The organism is Tepidibacillus fermentans, assembly GCF_004342885.1.
Lineage (GTDB): Bacteria > Bacillota > Bacilli > Tepidibacillales > Tepidibacillaceae > Tepidibacillus > Tepidibacillus fermentans.
Genome location: NZ_SMAB01000003.1, coordinates 101684 through 122272 on the forward strand (window position 1 = coordinate 101684; position 20589 = coordinate 122272).

Here is a 20589-nt window from a genome sequence, read left to right on the forward strand (position 1 = left end):
TACCATCCTTTCTAAATTTGAAATCGATTGATGAACCGAGGTGTTTACATTGGCTAGTGTTCATTTAGAAATTTCCAAAAAAGTAAATGAAAAAGTAAAAGCAATTGAAACCTATAAGAAAATGGATCAACAACGTGAGGCAATCATTGACAAATTGGTCGCAGATTATCAAGCTGGCAAACCAATCGACTTAGCTCCTCTCAACCAATGGACGCAAAAAATGAATGAGTTTGCCGTGAAAAATCAACTACCAACTAGAAAAATTGTGACGATTGAGATGTTTGAGTCTTTTATGAACTAATCGAAATAATTCGGAATCTATTAATTATTTCGATAATATTTGAACAAATCCTTCAATCAATTCCATTTCATATAAAAATAGGTTTGTATATTCCAACGCGCTCCTATTACAAATATGAAAAACAACAAAAAAACCATTCTTTTTGTTACTCATGAAAATAAATTTTACTACGTAACAGTTAAACAGAAATAAAAATAACTGCCGAGAAATTCTCGGCAGCTATTTTTGTCCCATAACTTATTCCCTTTTATCCCACGACAATATTGACTAACTTGCCTAAAACGACGATCACTTTCTTGATTGATTTTCCTTGTGTCCATTCATTTAGACGTTCATCTGCAAGGACAAGTTTCTCAATCTCTTCTTTGCTTGAAGAGGTTGGAACCACCATTTTTCCACGAATCTTGCCATTGATTTGAATGGCGATTTCCACTTCATCAAGTACCAAATATTCTTCATTGTAGGTTGGCCACTCTTGTTGGTGAACACTAGAGTCATGCCCCATCATTTGCCACAATTCTTCAGTGATATGTGGAGTCATTGGTGCAAGCAAGATCACCACTGTTTCAATTGCTTGTTTAAAGAGTCCCTTGTTTCCATCCTCTGGATAGCTATGAATCTTGTTGACGAACTCCATGATTGCAGAAATCGCAGTGTTGAAGTTGTTTCTTAGATCAATATCTTCCGTTACCCGTTTGATCGTAACATTGATCATCCGACGAAGTTCTTTTTCGGCATCGGTTTCGACTTTAACCTCTGGATTCGCAGTGAGGGTCTCAAGATTTTGTTGAACCATTCTCCAAACACGATTTAAGAAACGATGGCTTCCTTCTACTCCAGAATCACTCCAATCGAGGTCACGATCTGGTGGAGCCGCAAAGAGGATAAAGAGACGTCCTGTGTCAGCCCCATATTTCTCGATGATTTCATTTGGACTCACTACATTCCCTTTGGATTTTGACATCTTTGCCCCATCCTTAAGAACCATCCCTTGCGTTAATAGAGATTTAAAAGGTTCTTGGAATGAAATTAATCCTGCATCATACAATACTTTTGTAAAGAATCGTGAGTAGAGTAAATGTAGGACTGCGTGTTCAATTCCACCAATATATTCATCAACAGGCAACCACTTATTCACTTGTTTGGAGTCAAACGGTTTGGTCTCTTCATGAGGACTTGCATATCGGAAATAGTACCAAGAAGAATCAATAAAGGTATCCATGGTATCTGTTTCCCGATGTGCATGGCCGCCACATTTTGGACATGTAGTATGAACAAACGACTCGGATGTGGTTAATGGATTATCTTTTCCATTAAAAATCACGTCCTCTGGTAGGAGCACAGGCAACTGGTCTACTGGTACTGGTACCACGCCACATGTATCACAATAGACCATAGGAATTGGGGTACCCCAATAACGTTGGCGTGAAATAAGCCAATCTCTTAAACGGTAAGAAACAGTTGGTTTCCCTTTCCCGATTTCTTCCAAATATTTAGCGATAGTCTGAATTGCTTCGCGGTTTGGTAAGCCATTGAAACGATCAGAATGGACAAGTGTTCCGTCTTCTGTAAAAGCTCCATCCATTTCTTCCACCGATCGTGGAAAACCTTCTTGATTTTGAACAACAATCTTGATCGGAAGGTTATATTTCTTTGCAAATAAGAAGTCTCTCTCATCATGAGCGGGAACCCCCATAACAGCCCCTGTACCATAATCCATCAACACATAGTTGGCTACCCAAATTGGTACATCTTCTCCTGTTAATGGATGTCTCGCATAAGAACCTGTGAAATAACCCACTTTTTCTTCTTCTGTGGAAGTCCGAGTGATTTCATTTACTTTCTTTAAGTCTTCAATAAAGTCTAGAATGGTTTGCTCATTCTCTTTCCCGGCAATCAATTGTGGAACCAACGGATGCTCAGGTGCTAGAACCATATAGGTGACTCCATATAAGGTGTCTGGACGAGTAGTGAAAACAGAGATCTTTTTATCGTTAAGAGTTGGAACAGTAAAGACGACTTCTGCCCCTTCACTCTTTCCAATCCAGTTGCGTTGCATCATTTTTACTTTATCTGGCCACCCATCCAATTGGTCAAGGTCTTGAAGTAACCGCTCAGCATAGTCCGTAATTTTAAAGAACCATTGATTCAGTTCTTTTTTAGTCACTTCGCTATCACAACGCCAGCACTTTCCATCTTCCACTTGTTCATTGGCGAGAACCGTATTACAAGTTGGGCACCAGTTGACTGCTGCTTGTTTTTTATAAGCTAAGCCACGCTCATAGAATAGCAAGAACAGCCATTGCGTCCATTTATAATAGTCTGGAAGGCAAGTCCCCACATAACGATCCCAATCATAGGATACACCCAGACGCTTCTGTTCGGTGCGAATCCGCTCCATATTCTTTAATGTCCATTCCCGTGGGTTGACCCCTCTTTGAATCGCTGCATTCTCGGCAGGAAGACCAAACGCATCTGCACCCATTGGATGAAGAACTTGATATCCTTTCATTCGTTTAAAACGAGCGATCACATCACCGATTGTATAGACGCGAACATGACCCATATGTAAACCTTCACCAGAAGGATAAGGGAATTGCTCCAGTGTATAATATTTTGGTTTTGCCATATCCTCGTTTGTCTTATTCGCATCATTTTCTTCCCAGATTTGTTGCCACTTTTTCTCAATCTTCCCAGGTTGATAAACCTGTTCACTCATGCTGAAAACCTCCTAAAATATAATAAAACCTCCCACCCCAAAGCTCAACTGCTAGGGACGAGAGGTTAGTAAAAACATTCCCGTGGTACCACCCTAATGATATTCTCATCGTCATGATGACAATACCACTCGAGATCTTTAACGCAGATAATACGATAGAAAGTACTGATTTCCCTTCTACAGTTTAAAGGTGAGTTCACAAGCGTTGACTTATCGGTTTCCACCAAACCCGACTCTCTATCAAATCAATCATCCTGTTACTAATCCTTCTCATTACTTTTATACTAGTTCTTAATTTTAGTTATGATTATATGAAACTTTTGTACCAATTGTCAATAGTTGCTCATCTATGTTTTTGTGCAATATAAAAAATCCTCTCGGTCGTATCCCTAACTGGTTCTAATTGAAAATCGCCATAAGTTGTGAGAAGTTCAAATCCTGTTTCTTCTAAGAGTTGTTTCACTTTTTCAATTGGGTAGGTTTGTTGAACATGTGTTTCTTCAAACTTTTGATAACATTCATCATCTTGCTCGACAAAAAAAGTAAGCTCATGTTCCACAATCAATTGTTCCAGATCCACTGTTGTTTCCCAAATCACGGAGATATCATCTTCGTTCCACGCAAAGGTTTGATTAGCAAATATATGAGTCAGTTTATAAGGAGAATGCAGATCAAAAACAAAAAATCCCTTCTTTTTTAGATGTTGATTCACTCGTACAAAGGTTTGTCTTAGATAATCTAAGCCAATTAGATAATTTAAGGAATCACAATATCTGATGATCAACTCTGCTTGATTTTGTAGTTCAAGTTCCCTCATGTCTTGTTGAAGAAGCGGAAACTGTAGATGTTGATCCATCATTTTATCATAAGCGATCGAAAGCATTTCTTCAGATAAATCGATACCAATCATCTGATATCCCTTTTTTGCTAAAGGAATCGCTATACTGCCTGTACCACATCCCAAATCAATGATCTGATTCGGATTGATTTGATACTGATCGATAATCTCTTCTGTAAATCGAATCCATTCCTCATAAGGAGCATCTTTCATCAATACGTCGTAAATATAAGCAAACCGATTATACATCATGATTTTCTTTTAAATATGTCCACCCTTCCTCTTGATAAACTAGACCATCCTTCATTAACTTTCCCATAGCTCGTTTAAATGCAGCTTTGCTAAGATGAAATTTTTCCATCAATATTTCTGGGGGAGTCTTGTCCCAATAAGGCATTGCACCACCACGTTCTTTTAGATACTGCAATATTCTTTCTGCATCTTCGATTCTACCAACTTCTTTTAATGGTCTCATGGACAAGTTCACTTTTCCATCTTCGCGAATAAACGCTACTCTCGCTTCGACCTGTTCTCCTAAACGTAACTCCTTGATTTGTACTGAACGGTGAATAAAGCCAAGATGATTTGTATCCGTTAAAACCAATGCTCCAACACTGAAATGATGAATTACAATTCCTTTTACAGTTTGGTTTTGTTTTAGAAGCTTAGTCTTGTTGTGATCGATTTCACGTTGCTTGGTTATGTATTGGTTGATCTTCAGTTCATCCACAACCAATTCTGCAAGTAGTCGCCCTTGTTTATCATAGTTAAATGTAACCAATAATCGATCACCAAGGTTCGGCCAAAGTTTTCTTTCTTTTGGTAATTCGCTGATCGGCAATAGAACGTCCTTGCCAATACCATTATCCAAAAAATAGCCGACCTTGGGTTGAAAACCTGTTACTTCTAGAAAGCCAACGTCCCCAAAGACTAACTTCGGTGTTTGCAGGGTAGCTGCAATTCGACCTTTATGATCATTGTAGAGAAATACCTTTATTTCCTCACCGATTTTTAGTTCTTGTTGATTGGTTTCTGAATGATGAAGAAGAACATCTTCATGACCATTGCTTAAAAAATAACCAAACGGCGATTCACGTTCTACTGCTAAAACCTCATATGTACCCGCTTTTAAACTCATTCTACGACTCCTTCTACTTCAATGACTGGAGCGTCTCTCCATAAACGCTCTAAATTATAAAATTCCCGTTCATCTTTATGGAATACATGCACCACGACATCACCTAGATCGATCAAGACCCATCTTGCCTGATCCATACCTTCCCAACCCTTTACTTCAATCTGCTGTTCTTCCATTTTATCTTTAATCTCATTCGCGATGGCTTGAACTTGTGTCTCTGAATTCCCGCTACAGATGACGAAATAGTCGGCGATCACAGATAACCCTTTTATTTCAAGAACAACGACATCTTTTGCTTTTTTGTCGGAAGCAATTTTTGCGGCCAATTTCGCAATATCTAATATAGACTGTTCCATCTGCTTTCCTCCATTCTTTCATAGTTATTATTCCTTCAATAGATCATTTCTTGCTTTTACAGTTAAGGGATATATTTTCATCTTCTTTTGAATTAAAAATTGAATCGTTCCATCAAAAGCCACTTGCAACGCTTCATCTAAATCTTGTTCAGCGATTTTCCGAATTTCATCTACACCGGGAAACTGGCGTGATGGTTCAATATAATCAGCTAAACAAACGATTTTTTCTAACAGTGACATTTGCTCCCGTCCTGAGGTATGGTAACGGATGGCCATGATTATTTCCTCATCCCGAATATCAAACCATTCTTGAATCACAACCGAGGCAACTGGGCCATGCCAGAGTTCTGCATTATAATCTAACAAATCTTGAGCTAATTCCTTACTTTCTCTAATCCGTTTGGCTAACTCTTCTTTTGGCCAAAATTTGGTAAAGTCATGAAGAATCCCAGCAATTACTGCTTTGGATGAGTCCGCTTGATAAATTTGTGCTAAGCGTTTGGCTGTATCAGCCACGCCAAGTGAGTGGATATAACGATGTTCAGTTACCTCTTTTTTTAACTCTGCTTTTAAATACTCTAGATCAATCTTCATATAAATGGTTCTCCTTTATATATTGTTCCACAGCAACAGGAACGAGATAACGGAGTGGTCTGCCTTCCTTTACCCAATGACGAATTAAAGTTGAGGAAATCTCTAATTGTGGCATTGGAATGATTTTCACTTGATCGATAATTTGTTTTTCCCTTTCCGTACGAGGAACCAAAGAATAACCAGGCCGCGGTAAGCCGATAAATTGAATCAGTGATAATAATTCCTCAATCCCGTACCATTTTGGCAAATACTGAATCATATCTCCACCAATAATGAAAGAAAAAGAAATATCTGGATATCTTGATTGCAGTTCCTTTATCGTTTCTAAAGTATAAGAAGGGCCATTTCGTTCCAATTCAATCGTGCATAGCCGATATTGAGGTTCATTCTGAATTGCTCTTTTTACCATTTCTATTCTCTGATCAGCTGATGTAATCGATCGACTTTGCTTATGGGGTGGGATATAGGCTGGCATGAACCAAATTTCATCTAATCCCCCATAAAAAAGAGATTGATCAGCCATGATGAAATGGACAATATGAAGCGGATCAAAGGTTCCTCCAAGTATCCCTACTTTTTTCATCGTTACCTCGGCAATTCAATTGTTTTATTCTCTTTCGATTCTTTATAGAGCACGATCGTATGACCAATAATCTGAACAAGCTCTGCATTTGTTCCCTTCACAATGGCATCTGCCGCTTCATCTGTTTCTTCCAAACTATTTTTTAGAACAGAAACCTTGATCAATTCTCGAGCTTCAAGTGCTTCATTGATTTGGTTAATCATATTCTCGTTTACTCCACCTTTTCCTACTTGGAAGATGGGATCAAGATGATGAGCTAATGAACGTAAGTACCTTTTTTGTTTTCCTGTTAACATCAATTTCTTCCTTTCTCATTTATAGATTCAATAACCTTCTTTTTCATATAGGAAGGATCAGGTGTCACACCTGTCCATTTTTCAAAGGCAATAACCCCTTGATAAACAAACATCCCAAGTCCTGAATGAACGGATGCTCCCTGAGACCTGGCATCATGGATGAGTTTTGTCTCTAAGGGATTGTAAATAATATCACTGACAAGTTGATGAGGCTGAATCCATTCTTTGTCAATTAACGATTGGTCGATATTGGGTGACATCCCAATCGAAGTCGTGTTTACAATAATATCTGCTTCTTTCACACCTTTTTCAATTTGTTCCATTGGTAATACTTCTGTTTTTGCATAATGTTCCAAGTCTTTCCGCAAAATATGAGCTTTATTTTGGTCTCGATTGATAATGGATAATTGCTCAATCGGTGTATTAGCCAATGTATAACCAATCGCTCTCGCTGCACCACCAGCTCCAATCATCAGTACTCTTTTTCCTTTTAACTGGACATCCGTTTCTTCCACCAATGAACGAAGATACCCTTCTCCATCCGTGTTATATCCAATTAACTGACCCTTATCGTTTACGATTGTATTCACCGCGCCAATTCGTTTAGCTTCTTCCGAAATTTGATCCAGATACTTCATCACGTTAACCTTATGAGGAATGGTTACATTGAACCCCTTGATGTTTAATGCTCTCATACCTTCGATTGCTTCTTTTAAATACTCGGTTAAGACATCAAAAGCTAAATAAGTGTAATTTAATCCCAATTTTTGAAACATAGCATTATGCATCTGTGGCGATCTAGAATGAGATACAGGGTGACCGATTAGTCCAATCAATTGTGTTTGACTATCAACTTCCATCTCCATCTCCCTCAATTCCTGTTTAAATTAAAGCCTCCCGAAGGTGGACACCAATCCCTTTTGGTACATAAATGTCAATCGTCGTCGGTTCACCATCAACAGCGACCCATCCTAAACCAGAGATAACAATATCCACCTTATTACGACCTGTAAATCGAAAACTATGTTTGGTCAATGGTGGCAGTTGGTTTGCTTCCTTAAGTGTTGGAGGTTGAAGTAATTCACCAAGATGTTTTTGATAAATTTCATCGGCATTTACTCTCTTCGTTCGATGAATTGGAATGGCATTGGCTAAATAGCAGACAAAATTGTTCTTTGTTTCCCCTACTTGATCAATTCGGGCTAAACCGCCCCAAAATAAAGTTTGATCGCCTTTTAATTGGTATACCTTTGGCTTTACCGTTTTGTTTGGGATAATCGCTTTTAATGATTTCGGATCGACCCATTCGCTAAAACGTTTATGATTGACAATTCCTGGTGTATCGATCATATCAGTTCCATCAATGAAAGGGATTCGCACCACATTTAAGGTCGTTCCAGGATATCTCGATGTGGTAAGTGCAAAATGTTCATGTTTTCCTTTAATTATTGAAATTATGCGATTAATAAAAGATGATTTTCCTACATTTGTAGCTCCAACGACAAACACATCGCGTTTTCCTTTTTCTCGTTCTAAATAACGAATCACATCGAGTAAACCAATATTTTTTTCAGCACTCACAAGAAAAATTTCTTCGGGATAAAGTCCGTGTTCATTCACATATTTTTTTAACCAATGTTTGATTTTTTGATGATTCACTGATTTTGGGAACAAGTCAATTTTATTTGCAACAAGAATATAAGGATTTTTACCGATAAATCGTGGCAAACCCGCGATTAAGGTTCCATCAATGTCAAAAAGATCCACAATTTGTACTACAAAACTATCTGTGTTTCCAATGGAATGAAGAATTTCTAAAAATTCATCCTCATCCATTTGAAGCGGAATCACTTCATTATAGTTTTTTATCCGAAAGCAACGTTGACAAATTTTATGTTCTTTTTCTAATGCAGATGGTGGGATATACCCCACTTTTGTTGGGTCTGTTGTTTGAAGTGTGGCGCCACACCCTTCACAATATTTGATTTCTGTCATTCATTTATCCCCCCAAGGTATCATTTTCCGACGTTTTAGCCAATTCATGATTCTCCGTTCAATCGCTCGGTTAATTTTTGTCCCGAGCTTTTCTTTAGGTGAAATCGGTACAACCAGAATGGTATATAACCCCATCCGATTCCCGCCAAAAACATCAGTTAATAATTGATCACCAATCACAACTGTTTCTTCTACAGTAGATTGAAGTCGTTCAAGTGCCAGTTTAAATGCTCGTTTTGTTGGTTTTTTCGCCTGATGAATATATGGAACCGTTAAGGAATCAGCAAACTCTGATACCCTTGTTCGATTATTATTCGACACAATGATGACTTTAAAGCCCATCTCCTGCAAATCATCTAACCATTTGACTAATTTCGGAGTATAGTACGGTGAGTCTGCTTCTACTAATGTATTATCAAGATCGGTAATGATCGTAGTTACACCACGTTTTTTAAGGGCCACAAGATCAATATGATAAATGGATTGAACATATAAGTCAGGTACAAAATAATTTAACAGCACAAACAAAACTCCTTAAGAAAAGTATAAGTCAATATTATCTAATATCGGCAATAACTATACCATATTTATCCTTTGGTCTGCAATTTAAGATCGGTTTTAAAGCAAATTTTATAGGCATGATTTTTAACTTTTTATCTACACTAAGTAGTAACTACAAATGGAATCTACTATTTTTTGGTATCAGCTATAGAGGGTGGTTTTTTGCAACTATTATATATAGTATTAACCATATTTTTTATTTTCTTCTCTGCCTTCTTTGTTGCCGCAGAATTTGCTATTGTTAAAGTTCGAGAATCAAGAATCGATCAACTGATTGCAAATGGCAATCGTAAGGCATTACATACAAAAAAAATTATTCATAACTTAAATGAATATCTTTCTACTGCACAGGTTGGGATTACCTTATCCTCATTAGCCTTAGGGTGGTTGGGGGAACCTACTTTCTATGAACTCTTACTACCTATTTTTGAACGTTTTCATCTCCCAACTCAGATTCAATCAACCATTAGTTTTATTGTAGCCTTTACCCTGATTACTTATCTACATGTGGTACTCGGTGAATTGACACCAAAAACAATAGCGATCATAAAGGCAGAACCACTTGCTTTAGCAACTGCAAGACCATTAATTTTTTTCCATACTATCTTGTTTCCTTTTGTCTGGTTATTAAATGGGAGTGCCAATCTATTGGTTCGTCTGATGGGATTCCCAACAATTAGCGAACATGATAATGTCCACAGCGAAGAAGAGCTAAAGCATATTCTTTCTAGAAGCTACGAAAGTGGAGAAATCAACCAAACAGAATATGATTACGTAAATAATATTTTTGAGTTTGATAATCGGGTAGCGAAGGAAATTATGATTCCAAGAACAGAGATGGTCTGTCTGTATAATAACCTTTCTTTTGAGGAAAATTTGGAGATTATCGAGAAAGAAAAATTCACCCGCTATCCCTTTGTACAGGATGATAAAGATCACTTAATCGGGATTGTTAATTCGAAGGAATTGATTCTAGACTACATAAAGGGGAAACATCAAGCACTTGAAACTTATGCTCATCCAGCACTGATGGCGATTGAAACCACTCCCGTCCATGAACTGCTAAAAAGAATGCAAAAGGAACGAACAGAAATGGCCATTCTGTTGGATGAATATGGTGGAACAGCAGGACTTGTCACTCTTGAGGATATGTTGGAAGAAATCGTTGGAGAAATTCGAGATGAATTTGACCAAGAAGAGCGGCCGATGATCGAGGAAATAGCAGAAAATGAGTATTTAGTCGACGGAAAGGTTCTTCTTGAAGATATTGAAGAAAAATTCGGTATCAATTTAAAAAATGACGAGGATATGGATACGATTGGTGGTTGGCTTTATTCCAAACTCCCTGACGTACATGAAGGATCGCAGATCGACTTTGAGGATATCGTATTCACGATCGAAAAAATGGATCGATTTCGAATTAGCAAAATACATATTAGAACCAATGAAGAACATATGCCTTTAGAAAATTAAAAAAAAGAAGACTACTTTCTTACTTTGTAGTCTTCTTCTGTTTCTCCTATGCATGACCTAACTTTTCGTTTACGGATTTCACTTTTTGTTCTATCGAAGCTGGTTTATCTCTTCGATCATCAATTCGTATGAGGGTCGATACACGTAATGCACCTTTATCAAAAGGAACTTCATGCATTCTCATAATTACTGCCATGATATCTTTTAAATCACCTTCGATGATCGTACTCATCGCAGTTAATTGAAAATGAACGGGTTCTGGTGCTTCCTCTAGTACTTTATGGACATCTGCTACATATTGGCTCACACTTGGTGTTCCTGTTCCTAACGGGGTAATCGTTACTTCTACAATTGCCATTGAACCATCCTCCTTATCATGGATTCAGCATCTTTATTCCAATTTTAGCAAATAACTTTTATGAAATACAACTAGACAAAGCATTTCATATATAATGAAAAACGGAATATAAAAGGAGATCAATATTCGATTTGATGGGAATCTACTTGTCATGTCGAAGTGTAAAATGGCGTTTGTCAGAAAACTACCTACCTTGGATGATATCAAGAAGAATCACGATAAATTTACTGACGAGCTTGAAAAGTTTAAAGAAAGACATTCTAATCTTGCGGAACTTATGGAAAGTAGTGGAATCAGAATTATATTATCTCCCATTAATCCAAACGGAAGGTGCAACTTCATAGACTTATGCTTGTAAGAGAATTTGTGGTACTTTTAATTTCGGATGATTCACTACAATCAGTTTTGTTTGATAAACCCGTTCGATTTCTTCCGCGCGAATGACCTCTTCCACTTTTCCTAGAGACTCCATCTTACCATCATGAATTAGCAACAATTGACTGCAATATTGTGCTGCTAAATTGAGATCGTGCAATACCATAATCACAGTAATTCCTTTTTCTCGTTGCCATCTACGGATGTGCTCTAGCACAACCATTTGGTGACCAATATCTAGATAAGTAGTTGGTTCATCGAGAATAAGCACTTCTGGTTGTTGCACCATGGCTCGTGCAAGCGAGACTAATTGCCTTTCTCCACCACTTAAGGTTGCAACTTGTTGTGCTCTCTTTTCCCATAATCCTAGCTGATGGAGGGTCTGTTTAACTATGAATAGATCACGACTTGATAGACTTGAAAAGAAGTTTAACCACGGGTATCTTCCCATCGCGACCACTTCCTCTACCGTAAAAGAAATAGGTGGTGTCCCTTTCTGGGACATGACCGCTATTTTTCGAGCCAACTCTTTTTTTCGATAGCTCGTTATTTTTTCTCCCTGAAATAAGATTTCTCCTTCATCAACGTCAAACAAACCACTCATAGCATGGAGTAAGGTGGTTTTCCCACTTCCATTTGGTCCGATGATGCCAAGGATACTTCCCTCTTCTATTTCAAAATGTATATTATACAACACTTGTTTTTGACCAAAAAAATGGGAAACATGATTCACTTGGAAGAGACTCATTTTTTAACTCCTCCCATTTCGACTTTTATAAAATAGATAGGCGAAAAAGGGTGCACCCAAAAACGCAGTAAGAACACCGATTGGAATCTCTCTTGAAGGAATAATAGTCCTTGCTAAGGTATCGGTCCAGAGTAAGAAAATTCCACCAGCAATCACAGAGACCGGTAATAAGATCTTATGATTGGAACCAAATACGATACGGATCAAATGAGGAATGATAAGACCAATAAATCCGATGATTCCCACGATCGAAATAGCCGATGCAGCCAAAAGTGATGCAAAAGCTAAGATCAAAACTTTCTTTTTCTGGACATCCATTCCTAAATGAATTGCCGCATTTTCACCAAGAGAAAGGATATTAAGATCACGTTGTTGAATGAGTAAGAATAGTGTCCCAATCATGAAATAAGGAATCAGTACCCAGACATCCTGCCAATCATGATTAGCTAAACTCCCCATCATCCAGAAAACAATCGATTGAAGTTTTTTATCTGATATGGTGATCAGAAAAGATAAAACGGCCCCCATAAACGATTGCACAATCACTCCCGCTAGAATGAAGGAGTCACTTCCTCGATGCCGTTGTTTACCCGATATTAGCAGTACCAAAATCAACGCTAGTACTGAGCCAAGAAAAGCAAAAATAGGCAAAGTAAACCGCCCAAACAACATAAGATTCGGTATAAAAAGAATCGCGATTGCCGCACCTAATGCAGCCCCTGAGGAAACACCAAGAATATAAGGATCAGCAAGTGGATTCCTTAATACTCCTTGAAAGGCAACGCCAGATACCGATAGCATAGCTCCAATTAGGATAGCGAGGAAAACTCTAGGCAATCTTAGATTCATCACGATTAATTCTTCACTAGCCTCCCATGTTGGAGTACTGTTAATAAACGGAATATGGTGAATCAAAATTTTTGTCGTTGTTGGTAGTGCTACTGAAACAGAGCCAATCGAGACACTTGCAAAGATTGAAATTAGGAGCAAGAGGATAAGCCCTCCTGTCCAAATGATCATGTTTCTTTTCTGATTCATAACTTCACCTATTGAAATAATGATAGAAAAAGCAAATTAAAAGCAAAATCCCTTTTTATCGAAGATAAAAAGGGATCAAAGTAACATGATGAGTTAATCAGTTTATTGATGCCTCCCCTTTTCCTCGAAGGTTTAGCTTCCTTAATAATAAATAGGCAGGTCTCCTGGCTTATGGCATACCTTCCACTCCTTCCCATCTAACGACAGTGGATTCTTGAGGAGGCTTCTACCAAATACAGTGGCGGGACCGCATCGGATTTTCACCGATTTCCCTTTTCATCCTTCTGATTGAATCAGTAGGAACCTATTTATCACACGCTATTTTGTTTTCTGTGTCTATTATAGCGCACTACAAAAAATTCACAAGCAATAGCAAACTATTGTCAGAATTTTTTATTCATCTTCGCAATCAAAAAAAGCGACTGAATGAGTCATCGTCTGAGTCAGTAACACACTGGGAGAACAGCCTAATCGATAAAAGAAAAATTGTTTTCTTTTAAACTGTTTCATTTATCACTTCATTTTTTTGTGTTTGTAAAATATAAACCTATTCACAATCAGGATTCCAATCAGTATTAAGAAAATCCAAAACGTTCCTCTCATCCAAAAATACATATGGTGCACCATCATCCCTCTACCCATCATCATCCCCATCTTATATGGAGGAAACCAAATCATCCGAATCGCGAACAAGAGGAAGGAAACACCAACAAAAATTGAAAATACAGAAAAAATAACCCATAAAAATTTTCTCATGATTCCCACTTCATTCCTTCAAAATAGATTCAAATCCCTCATTCTTATTCTACTTTATATCCGATTCCCCATACCGTTTTTATGATTTGTTCTTCTAATCCAGCTTTTCGAAGTTTTTCTCTCAGATTTTTAATATGAGAATCAACGGTTCGATCCTCTCCCATAAAATCGATACCCCAAACCAGTTCAACCAATTGTTCTCGTGAAAGGACTTTCCCTTTGTGCTTAATTAAGATTTCCAATAAATCAAATTCGGTTTGAGTAAGGTTGATCGTTTTTTCTAAGTAAGTAGCAATCCGCGCTGAGAGATTTAAAACAATCCCTTTATATTTTAATAACTCATCTTCTTCTGTATTTTTTTGTGTTCTTCGTAATAAGGCCTGGATACGAGCAACCAACTCTGCCTCTTCAAATGGCTTTACCAAGTAATCATCGGCTCCAGATGTAAGTCCAGTTACTTTATCCTCTGTCGTGCCTTTTGCTGTTAGCATCAAAACGGGTAAATCAGAAACTTTCCTCACTTTCTCTAATGTTTCCCAACCATCCATGACAGGCATCATGATATCAAGCACCATCAAATCATATTCTTCTTTTAGGATTTTATCATATGCTTCTTTTCCATTTTCTGCTTCATCTACTTGATAATGATGTTGTTGTAAATAAATTCGCAGTAGTTGTCTCATATGAAATTCATCATCAACGATTAAGATCCTAGTCATAGCTATCAACTCCTACAAAACTGATTGTAGAATGAAACTATAAAGAAAGTATGAAGATCAATCAAATGATCTTTTTGGATTAGTTTACCATAAAATCAGAAATAATTCCTGTAAAAAAAAAAAATCCCACTGTGTATATCACACAATGGGAAACGTTTCGTATGTAAAACTTATTTTGCTGCTGCATCCATCACGCTGATCATTAAACCTTCTACTTTGTCAGCGATTTTATTCCACTCTTCTTTTCCATATTGATTTAATAGGAAAGTAGGTCTTGGTAGACGAACATTTACACCATTTTCATCTTCAGTAACCGTGATTTTGCATGGTAGGAAGATGGATACTTCAGTACCTAAAGAAAGGATTTCGTAAGCCTCACCCGCATTGCAAATTTCTAATACGCTAACCTTCTTTTTAAAATCGTATCCTTTCGCTAAGATGTTCTCATGAATGTTAATACGAGCTACAATTTTAAATGCAATCTTCTTTAATTCTGCATCAATTGCCTCAATGGTTTGTTCAAACTCTTTATTTGATGCTACAACATATTCAAAGTGTTCCATATCTATACCCCTCCAAAAAAGTTTTTAGGAATAATTCCTATTTTCACTTTCCATTTTACTTTTTTTCTTACTATATAGACAAGAATCATTCTAATTTTTTTTGAACTTTTCTTAAAAAGTGATGATAAGTGCTGATCCTGATATTTAGCCTCTTTTTATTTTTAAAATTTATTCTTTTAAATGAAAGGATTTTAGAAAAAAATGGAGAACTTATTTTTATAGAAAATTGCATAAATTTGGAGGCATCATAGAATGAGTTTTATTCTGAACTACTTATTTATCACCTTTCCAGAATTTTTTACGATCTTCTTATGGGGAACAACACTTTTTGGTTATCGTTTTTCTGAAATAAAAAAACAAATTCTATTCATGGCCGCTTTCTCTGGATTGTTCTCTGATCTTTTATGGAAGATAAATATTTTATCCGACTTTAGAATTCTTATTACTTTAACTTCAAGCTTTCTTTTATACAAATTTATATTAAAAAATAGTTGGATTCGTTCTTTTTTCATTTTTTTTAGTACTTTTTTTAGCTTATTGATTACTGAATCTATTATTGTGATCGTAGTAGGACAATTTATAAACATAGATGATATTTTGCAATCATTTCCTTTAAAGTTCCTTATCACTTTTTTATATTTATCCCCGTTAATGTTGGGTACTTGGATTCTACATAAAAAAAATAAATCAATTCTATCATTTTTCAATCAAAATGGCTATGATAGGAAAAAAGCGCTTTATTGGACAATGATTTTTGTTTTTGCCTTTTTACAAGGTTATCTTATTATTTATATGAATTACGCTTTTTACATCGAAGAATATCAATTTTTACATAAAGAAATCATATTTAAAATTTCTGGGTTCCCAATAGTCAGTCTAATACTCATTATCGCCAACATCGTACTTATTTATTTTACAATCAAACTTAAAAACTATCATTTAGAAAAAGAAATTATCCAATACGAAGATAGCTATCATGAAAATATTCAAAATTTAATCCATACTTTAAAAAGTGAAAGACATGATTATCTCAATGAAATTCAAACATTATACATACTCGCTAAGACTGAAAGTTTTGATGAACTGAAACAATATATTCAGCAACTTGTTAACAATATACAATCGTTAAATCGTGTAACACAAATTAAAAACATTCCCGTTAGCGCACTATTACATTCAAAATGGAATGAAATTGAATCAAAGGGAGTTGCTCTAGAAGTTATAACAAAAACAAGTGATATCTTTCCTACAATAAAAGGGTATGATCTCGTAAAAATCATTAGCAATATTTTAGATAACGCATTGCGAGCCGTAACTGAATTTCCGGTTAAAAATCCCAAAATTGAATTTATTTGGGATAAACAAGGGAATGAAGCAGTCATCTCAATAGCAAATAACGGACCAAAAATCGAAAAAGAGCTACTCTCAAAAATTTTCCAACAAGGTTTTTCAACAAAAAAAGCAAATGGTCAGCATGGATACGGATTATCAATTGTCAAAAAGATAATCGAAAAATATCATGGTTCGATTGAAGTTTTGTCAGATGATCATAAAACGGAGTTTATTATGAAAATCCCATTATGAGGTGAATAGATAATGTTAACAACTATTTCCTACATATTGGCCACTAAATTAGCTCATGCTGCCGAACGAGAGGACGTAGATTATATTAGGTACGGTATTGAGATTACTCTTAGTGTTCTTTTAAAGATTGTTTTCTTTATATGGATATCGTCACTTTTTGGGGTAACAGCCAAAATGTTAATTGTTGCTTTTTCATTTGCTTTTTTCCGTATTTTTTCCGGAGGAATTCATCTTTCAACTTTTCTTCGTTGTCTAATTTCCTCTACAATTTTATTCTTAATCCCTTCAATAATAATAACAAAGGATTGGTTATTCTCTCCAGTAATATTAACAGTATTTACCTATCTAATTGGTATTTTATCTACAATATTTTTTGTTCCAATAAGTGCAACAAACCGTCCAATCCCCATTGAGAAAAAATCAAGTTTTAAATGGAAAAGTTTTTTGTTTCTATCTTTATGGTTTATTCTAAGTTTATTTTTTACCAAATATTTACATTCAAAAACCTTTGCCATTTACTCTTCTTTTGGAATACTCATTCAATCTTATACTTTAACACCTCTAGGTTCTAACACCTTTAAGATGATAGACAAGTTTTTCGATCTTAAAAAGAAAGGGGGGTATAAAAATGAAAAAATTATATAAGAAGATTGCTTCTTTATTTGCAATGGTAGCTAGAATTGAAACATCCGCCGCTAGCGTGTATTTTATCTATCAACCAGATCCACCCAAATCAAAAAAAGCCCATTAATTTGGGCTTTTTTTCTCCATATTATAAGCAAAGGAACGTAGCAAATGTATTTAAATAAGTTAATCAATGTTTTTGAAAAAAAGAATGTTCTTCATCAACATCCTTTATAAATATTAATCATTCTGTACTTTTTTTCGGCTTGCTCGGTAGAACTCATTAAACAACTTCATCAATGCTCGTTTTTCGATCCTAGATACATAAGAACGTGAAATCCCTAATTCCTTTGCAATCTCTCGTTGCGTTCGTTCGTTTCCATCTACTAATCCAAACCGGCCAATCACCACTTCTTTTTCTCGATCATCTAGAATATGCAGATGATTGTAGATTTTACTCTTTTCTATCTTCAATTGAACTTCATCCACAACAACATCTAAATCTGTTCCAAGTACATCAATTAAAGTGATTTCATTTCCTTCTTTATCCGTACCAATTGGATCATGAAGTGAAACATCTTTTCTTGATTTTTTTAGTGAGCGTAGATGCATTAATATTTCATTCTCAATGCAACGTGCGGCATAAGTTGCTAATTTTGTTCCTTTATTGGATTGATAGCTTTCAATTCCTTTAATTAGGCCAATGGTTCCAATTGAAATCAAATCTTCAGCATCTTCTCCCGTATTTTCAAATTTCTTCACAATATGGGCAACAAGTCGTAAGTTATGTTCAATCAATTTATTTCTTGCATTTTTATTGCCTTTTAATAATAGCTCAATCTGTTTTTCTTCTTCCTTTTCATCTAATGGTTGAGGAAAGGCATTATTTTTGACATACGATACAAATAAGGAGAGTTCTTTAAACAATAACGCAAGAGCAGTAAAAATCCCCGGCACTTTGTCACCCCCTAGGCGTTTAAAGAAAAAACTATTATATTCTATGTAATAGGCCAACTTAATTGTGCCTGTACATTTTCAATTCAATAAAAAAAATATAGATGGGGGTTTTCCATTGGGATTATTTTTTCTTGAGTGCCAATTCATCCATGAGCTCTAAAAATATTTTTTTTGCAATTCGTTCTTTTACTTGTTTTTCAAGCTCAGATAAACTTCGAGTATCTACATTCTTAATTGCAACAGCAATCGCATAACGTGGTCTTTCCACTGGGCCATAACCAATAAACCAGCTATTGTACACACCTTTAACCGATGTTTCTGCTGTTCCTGATTTACCAGCTAAATCCCATCTTGCTTGATTGAGATATCGCCCTGTTCCTTCATCAACCACTTTCTCCATCATCTTTTTTAGTCTTTCATAAGACCGCTCATTTCCAATTAGCGATTCCCTTTTTTGTATTGGAAATTCAAAGTATTCTGTTTCGTTTTTGTAGATGACTTTCTCAACCAAACGCGGCTGATATACTTCGCCATGATGAAGAATCGTTACAATCAAATTGGCTGCAGCTAACGGTGAAATTCGTACATCTTGTTGACCGATTCCAGTTCGGAGAATGGAACCAAGGTCTTTTCTCTTCATTGGCTCATAAAAGACACGATTGGATTGCTCATTATCGATTTGTTTGAAGTTTTCTTGCTTAAAAAATTCATCTGTCCATCCTACGATACCAACTAAACCTAGCTTTTCAGCATATTCTTCGATTTTTTCTGGACCTAATCGTTTCGCCAATTCTCCAAATACGATATTACAAGATTCCGCAAATCCTTCCTCAAATGTAATTTCTCCATGGGCCTTAGAACAAGTGAATTGTTCGCTTCCGTAATCTCCAGAGCAAAAGAACTTCTCTCCTTCTTTTACCACACCTTCCTCCATCGCTGCTATTGCGATAAGGGTTTTGAAAATGGAACCTGGCTCGATCACTTGTACCGCTTTATTATTCCAATTCGTTGAATTCGGATCAACTTGATTAAGATTAAAATCTGGAGCACTTGCCATCGCTAAGATATCTGCATTTTTAGTATCAAGAATGACTATGCTTCCCTCTTTCAAACCGCTTGCCTGTAGTTCCTTTTGCAGAATTTCCTCTGTTGCCTTTTGCATCTCTTTATCGATGGTGGTTACAAGTGACAGTGGGTAAAACTGATCCTCTTGGATTTGATATTTTGAAGCCAGACCATTTAATGGTTTGCCCTGATTATCGACAAAATAAGCGATCTTTGATTCTTTTGTTCCTTGAAGAATCTCTTGAAAGGTTTTTTGTAATCCTGAACGGCCAATCAAACTGTTTCTATTTAATAAACCTTCTTCGAGAGATTCATGATATTTTTCTTCAATTTCTTTCGGATCATTTGCTAAAAAACCGATCAAATGTTTAGCAACCATCTGCTCTTCATCCTGAAAATGATAATTGCTCACAATAATCCCCGGTATTTGTAAAGATTCGATTTCTTTTTGCTGGTAAGTGCTAACTGTAATCGGTTGGCCGTTTTGTTGTAAATAAGTTGGCCTTTTTAAACTTTTTAACTGTTTAACTAAAGACTGTTCATCTATTTGGAGGATTTTGGTTAACGCTTCGATCTTACTGCGTTCAATCGATTCTCTGATAAAAGGAAAAACAATAACCGTTTGCAGTTCTTTTTCACCTAAAAGTGAAATCCCATGCCGATCATAAATGTTTCCTCGTCCACTTGATAAAACAAATGACTGTTGTCTTTGTTTCACAGAGTTTTCAATTAAGTTGATATGATGCTTGGAAAAGTCTTTCGTAGCAATGATTTGAATCCAGGCTAAACGCCCGATTACAATTCCAAAGAGGAATACGATGAGCAACATCACCCGAAACATTCTTTTTTTGCGGCTTTGTATTATCGACATTTTCTTTCTCCCCTATAGATGTAAGGTAATACTATCATCGACAGATTTCAGGGGAGATAAACATAAAAAAAGTGAAG

Annotated in this window: 22 protein-coding genes, 1 riboswitch and 1 other annotated feature; of the genes, 5 read left to right on the forward strand and 17 right to left on the reverse strand. The window is 36.2% G+C overall.

Annotated features, from left to right (window positions below):
* Positions 1-49 precede the first annotated feature (49 nt).
* Positions 50-301: a DUF2533 family protein gene (locus EDD72_RS03135; protein ID WP_165894952.1), complete on the forward strand. Its 252-nt coding sequence runs from the start codon at positions 50-52 to the stop codon at positions 299-301.
* A 247-nt stretch (positions 302-548) separates the two neighbouring features.
* Here EDD72_RS03135 and leuS read toward each other — a convergent pair whose 3' ends face one another.
* The 10 genes from leuS to EDD72_RS03185 all read right to left on the reverse strand — a co-directional run bounded on the left by leuS (position 549) and on the right by EDD72_RS03185 (position 9342).
* Positions 549-3020 (reverse strand): leucine--tRNA ligase, encoded by a 2472-nt coding sequence (leuS, locus tag EDD72_RS03140; RefSeq protein WP_132767180.1) that lies wholly within the window; start codon positions 3018-3020, stop codon positions 549-551.
* A gap of 50 nt (positions 3021-3070) precedes the next feature.
* Positions 3071-3303 (reverse strand) — a binding site (T-box leader).
* Between the two features lie 60 nt (positions 3304-3363).
* Positions 3364-4110: a class I SAM-dependent DNA methyltransferase gene (locus tag EDD72_RS03145; protein ID WP_132767181.1), complete on the reverse strand. Its 747-nt coding sequence runs from the start codon at positions 4108-4110 to the stop codon at positions 3364-3366.
* The gene (locus EDD72_RS03150) at positions 4100-4996 is read right to left on the reverse strand and encodes a CvfB family protein (protein WP_132767182.1); all 897 of its coding nucleotides are present in this window, start codon (positions 4994-4996) and stop codon (positions 4100-4102) included. Before EDD72_RS03150 ends, EDD72_RS03145 begins: the two co-directional genes overlap by 11 nt.
* Positions 4993-5352: a ribosome silencing factor gene (rsfS, locus tag EDD72_RS03155; protein ID WP_132767183.1), complete on the reverse strand. Its 360-nt coding sequence runs from the start codon at positions 5350-5352 to the stop codon at positions 4993-4995. Before rsfS ends, EDD72_RS03150 begins: the two co-directional genes overlap by 4 nt.
* 27 nt (positions 5353-5379) lie before the next feature.
* Entirely contained in the window at positions 5380-5946 is a 567-nt protein-coding gene (gene yqeK / locus EDD72_RS03160; RefSeq protein WP_132767184.1) for a bis(5'-nucleosyl)-tetraphosphatase (symmetrical) YqeK, read from the reverse strand.
* Entirely contained in the window at positions 5936-6529 is a 594-nt protein-coding gene (locus tag EDD72_RS03165) for a nicotinate-nucleotide adenylyltransferase (protein ID WP_132767185.1), read from the reverse strand. Before EDD72_RS03165 ends, yqeK begins: the two co-directional genes overlap by 11 nt.
* Positions 6530-6531: 2 nt before the next feature.
* Positions 6532-6825, reverse strand: coding sequence for a ribosome assembly RNA-binding protein YhbY (gene yhbY / locus EDD72_RS03170; RefSeq protein WP_132767186.1), 294 nt, complete (start codon positions 6823-6825; stop codon positions 6532-6534).
* Positions 6825-7685 (reverse strand): shikimate dehydrogenase, encoded by an 861-nt coding sequence (locus tag EDD72_RS03175; protein ID WP_132767187.1) that lies wholly within the window; start codon positions 7683-7685, stop codon positions 6825-6827. The genes yhbY and EDD72_RS03175 overlap by 1 nt, the downstream gene beginning before the upstream one ends.
* 22 nt (positions 7686-7707) lie before the next feature.
* Positions 7708-8820 (reverse strand): ribosome biogenesis GTPase YqeH, encoded by a 1113-nt coding sequence (gene yqeH / locus EDD72_RS03180; protein ID WP_132767188.1) that lies wholly within the window; start codon positions 8818-8820, stop codon positions 7708-7710.
* Positions 8821-9342, reverse strand: coding sequence for a YqeG family HAD IIIA-type phosphatase (locus EDD72_RS03185; protein WP_207893630.1), 522 nt, complete (start codon positions 9340-9342; stop codon positions 8821-8823).
* Between the two features lie 201 nt (positions 9343-9543).
* Here EDD72_RS03185 and EDD72_RS03190 point away from each other — a divergent pair, with 201 nt between their 5' ends.
* Entirely contained in the window at positions 9544-10854 is a 1311-nt protein-coding gene (locus EDD72_RS03190) for a hemolysin family protein (protein WP_132767189.1), read from the forward strand.
* 46 nt (positions 10855-10900) lie between these two features.
* On the opposite strand, the gene EDD72_RS03195 is transcribed toward EDD72_RS03190, so the two are convergent.
* The 5 genes from EDD72_RS03195 to EDD72_RS03215 all read right to left on the reverse strand — a co-directional run bounded on the left by EDD72_RS03195 (position 10901) and on the right by EDD72_RS03215 (position 15411).
* Entirely contained in the window at positions 10901-11212 is a 312-nt protein-coding gene (locus EDD72_RS03195) for an MTH1187 family thiamine-binding protein (protein ID WP_132767190.1), read from the reverse strand.
* Positions 11213-11558: 346 nt separating this feature from the next.
* A complete protein-coding gene (locus EDD72_RS03200) occupies positions 11559-12335 on the reverse strand; it encodes an ABC transporter ATP-binding protein (protein WP_132767191.1) in 777 nt (258 codons plus the stop codon).
* A 3-nt stretch (positions 12336-12338) separates the two neighbouring features.
* Positions 12339-13373 carry a FecCD family ABC transporter permease gene (locus tag EDD72_RS03205; RefSeq protein ID WP_132767192.1) on the reverse strand — a complete coding sequence of 345 codons (1035 nt, stop codon included), beginning with the start codon at positions 13371-13373 and terminating at the stop codon, positions 12339-12341.
* Between the two features lie 137 nt (positions 13374-13510).
* A riboswitch (cobalamin riboswitch) is annotated at positions 13511-13696 on the reverse strand.
* A gap of 477 nt (positions 13697-14173) precedes the next feature.
* A complete protein-coding gene (locus tag EDD72_RS03210; protein ID WP_132767193.1) occupies positions 14174-14848 on the reverse strand; it encodes a response regulator transcription factor in 675 nt (224 codons plus the stop codon).
* Positions 14849-15018: 170 nt separating this feature from the next.
* Positions 15019-15411 carry a DUF302 domain-containing protein gene (locus EDD72_RS03215; protein ID WP_132767194.1) on the reverse strand — a complete coding sequence of 131 codons (393 nt, stop codon included), beginning with the start codon at positions 15409-15411 and terminating at the stop codon, positions 15019-15021.
* Positions 15412-15663: 252 nt separating this feature from the next.
* Here EDD72_RS03215 and EDD72_RS03220 point away from each other — a divergent pair, with 252 nt between their 5' ends.
* The 3 genes from EDD72_RS03220 to EDD72_RS03230 are packed head-to-tail and all read left to right on the forward strand — an operon-like array spanning position 15664 to position 17746.
* Positions 15664-16995 (forward strand): sensor histidine kinase, encoded by a 1332-nt coding sequence (locus tag EDD72_RS03220; RefSeq protein WP_132767195.1) that lies wholly within the window; start codon positions 15664-15666, stop codon positions 16993-16995.
* Positions 16996-17007: 12 nt separating this feature from the next.
* Positions 17008-17640 carry an accessory gene regulator ArgB-like protein gene (locus EDD72_RS03225; RefSeq protein ID WP_132767196.1) on the forward strand — a complete coding sequence of 211 codons (633 nt, stop codon included), beginning with the start codon at positions 17008-17010 and terminating at the stop codon, positions 17638-17640.
* Complete coding sequence (locus tag EDD72_RS03230) at positions 17624-17746, forward strand: cyclic lactone autoinducer peptide (protein WP_132767197.1); 123 nt, start codon at positions 17624-17626, stop codon at positions 17744-17746. The genes EDD72_RS03225 and EDD72_RS03230 overlap by 17 nt, the downstream gene beginning before the upstream one ends.
* A 113-nt stretch (positions 17747-17859) precedes the next feature.
* On the opposite strand, the gene sigK is transcribed toward EDD72_RS03230, so the two are convergent.
* Together sigK and EDD72_RS03240 are read right to left on the reverse strand one after the other, a co-directional pair.
* On the reverse strand, positions 17860-18576 hold the full coding sequence (gene sigK / locus EDD72_RS03235; protein WP_132767198.1) for an RNA polymerase sporulation sigma factor SigK: 717 nt from the start codon (positions 18574-18576) through the stop codon (positions 17860-17862).
* A gap of 121 nt (positions 18577-18697) precedes the next feature.
* Positions 18698-20512: a peptidoglycan D,D-transpeptidase FtsI family protein gene (locus EDD72_RS03240; protein ID WP_132767199.1), complete on the reverse strand. Its 1815-nt coding sequence runs from the start codon at positions 20510-20512 to the stop codon at positions 18698-18700.
* Between the last annotated feature and the right edge of the window lie 77 nt (positions 20513-20589).

What these genes read in the sequence shown, in the direction of transcription:
- yqeK (WP_132767184.1), bottom strand. Translation starts at nt 5,946, where the DNA reads ATGAAGATTGATCTAGAGTATTTAAAAGCAGAGTTAAAAAAAGAGGTA.
- EDD72_RS03165 (WP_132767185.1), bottom strand. Translation starts at nt 6,529, where the DNA reads ATGAAAAAAGTAGGGATACTTGGAGGAACCTTTGATCCGCTTCATATT.
- yqeH (WP_132767188.1), bottom strand. Translation starts at nt 8,820, where the DNA reads ATGACAGAAATCAAATATTGTGAAGGGTGTGGCGCCACACTTCAAACA.
- EDD72_RS03200 (WP_132767191.1), bottom strand. Translation starts at nt 12,335, where the DNA reads ATGAGTCTCTTCCAAGTGAATCATGTTTCCCATTTTTTTGGTCAAAAA.
- EDD72_RS03150 (WP_132767182.1), bottom strand. Translation starts at nt 4,996, where the DNA reads ATGAGTTTAAAAGCGGGTACATATGAGGTTTTAGCAGTAGAACGTGAA.
- EDD72_RS03145 (WP_132767181.1), bottom strand. Translation starts at nt 4,110, where the DNA reads ATGATGTATAATCGGTTTGCTTATATTTACGACGTATTGATGAAAGAT.
- EDD72_RS03225 (WP_132767196.1), top strand. Translation starts at nt 17,008, where the DNA reads ATGTTAACAACTATTTCCTACATATTGGCCACTAAATTAGCTCATGCT.
- EDD72_RS03220 (WP_132767195.1), top strand. Translation starts at nt 15,664, where the DNA reads ATGAGTTTTATTCTGAACTACTTATTTATCACCTTTCCAGAATTTTTT.
- EDD72_RS03175 (WP_132767187.1), bottom strand. Translation starts at nt 7,685, where the DNA reads ATGGAAGTTGATAGTCAAACACAATTGATTGGACTAATCGGTCACCCT.
- EDD72_RS03195 (WP_132767190.1), bottom strand. Translation starts at nt 11,212, where the DNA reads ATGGCAATTGTAGAAGTAACGATTACCCCGTTAGGAACAGGAACACCA.
- EDD72_RS03240 (WP_132767199.1), bottom strand. Translation starts at nt 20,512, where the DNA reads ATGTCGATAATACAAAGCCGCAAAAAAAGAATGTTTCGGGTGATGTTG.
- EDD72_RS03215 (WP_132767194.1), bottom strand. Translation starts at nt 15,411, where the DNA reads ATGGAACACTTTGAATATGTTGTAGCATCAAATAAAGAGTTTGAACAA.
- leuS (WP_132767180.1), bottom strand. Translation starts at nt 3,020, where the DNA reads ATGAGTGAACAGGTTTATCAACCTGGGAAGATTGAGAAAAAGTGGCAA.
- yhbY (WP_132767186.1), bottom strand. Translation starts at nt 6,825, where the DNA reads ATGTTAACAGGAAAACAAAAAAGGTACTTACGTTCATTAGCTCATCAT.
- EDD72_RS03210 (WP_132767193.1), bottom strand. Translation starts at nt 14,848, where the DNA reads ATGACTAGGATCTTAATCGTTGATGATGAATTTCATATGAGACAACTA.
- EDD72_RS03205 (WP_132767192.1), bottom strand. Translation starts at nt 13,373, where the DNA reads ATGAATCAGAAAAGAAACATGATCATTTGGACAGGAGGGCTTATCCTC.
- EDD72_RS03230 (WP_132767197.1), top strand. Translation starts at nt 17,624, where the DNA reads ATGAAAAAATTATATAAGAAGATTGCTTCTTTATTTGCAATGGTAGCT.
- rsfS (WP_132767183.1), bottom strand. Translation starts at nt 5,352, where the DNA reads ATGGAACAGTCTATATTAGATATTGCGAAATTGGCCGCAAAAATTGCT.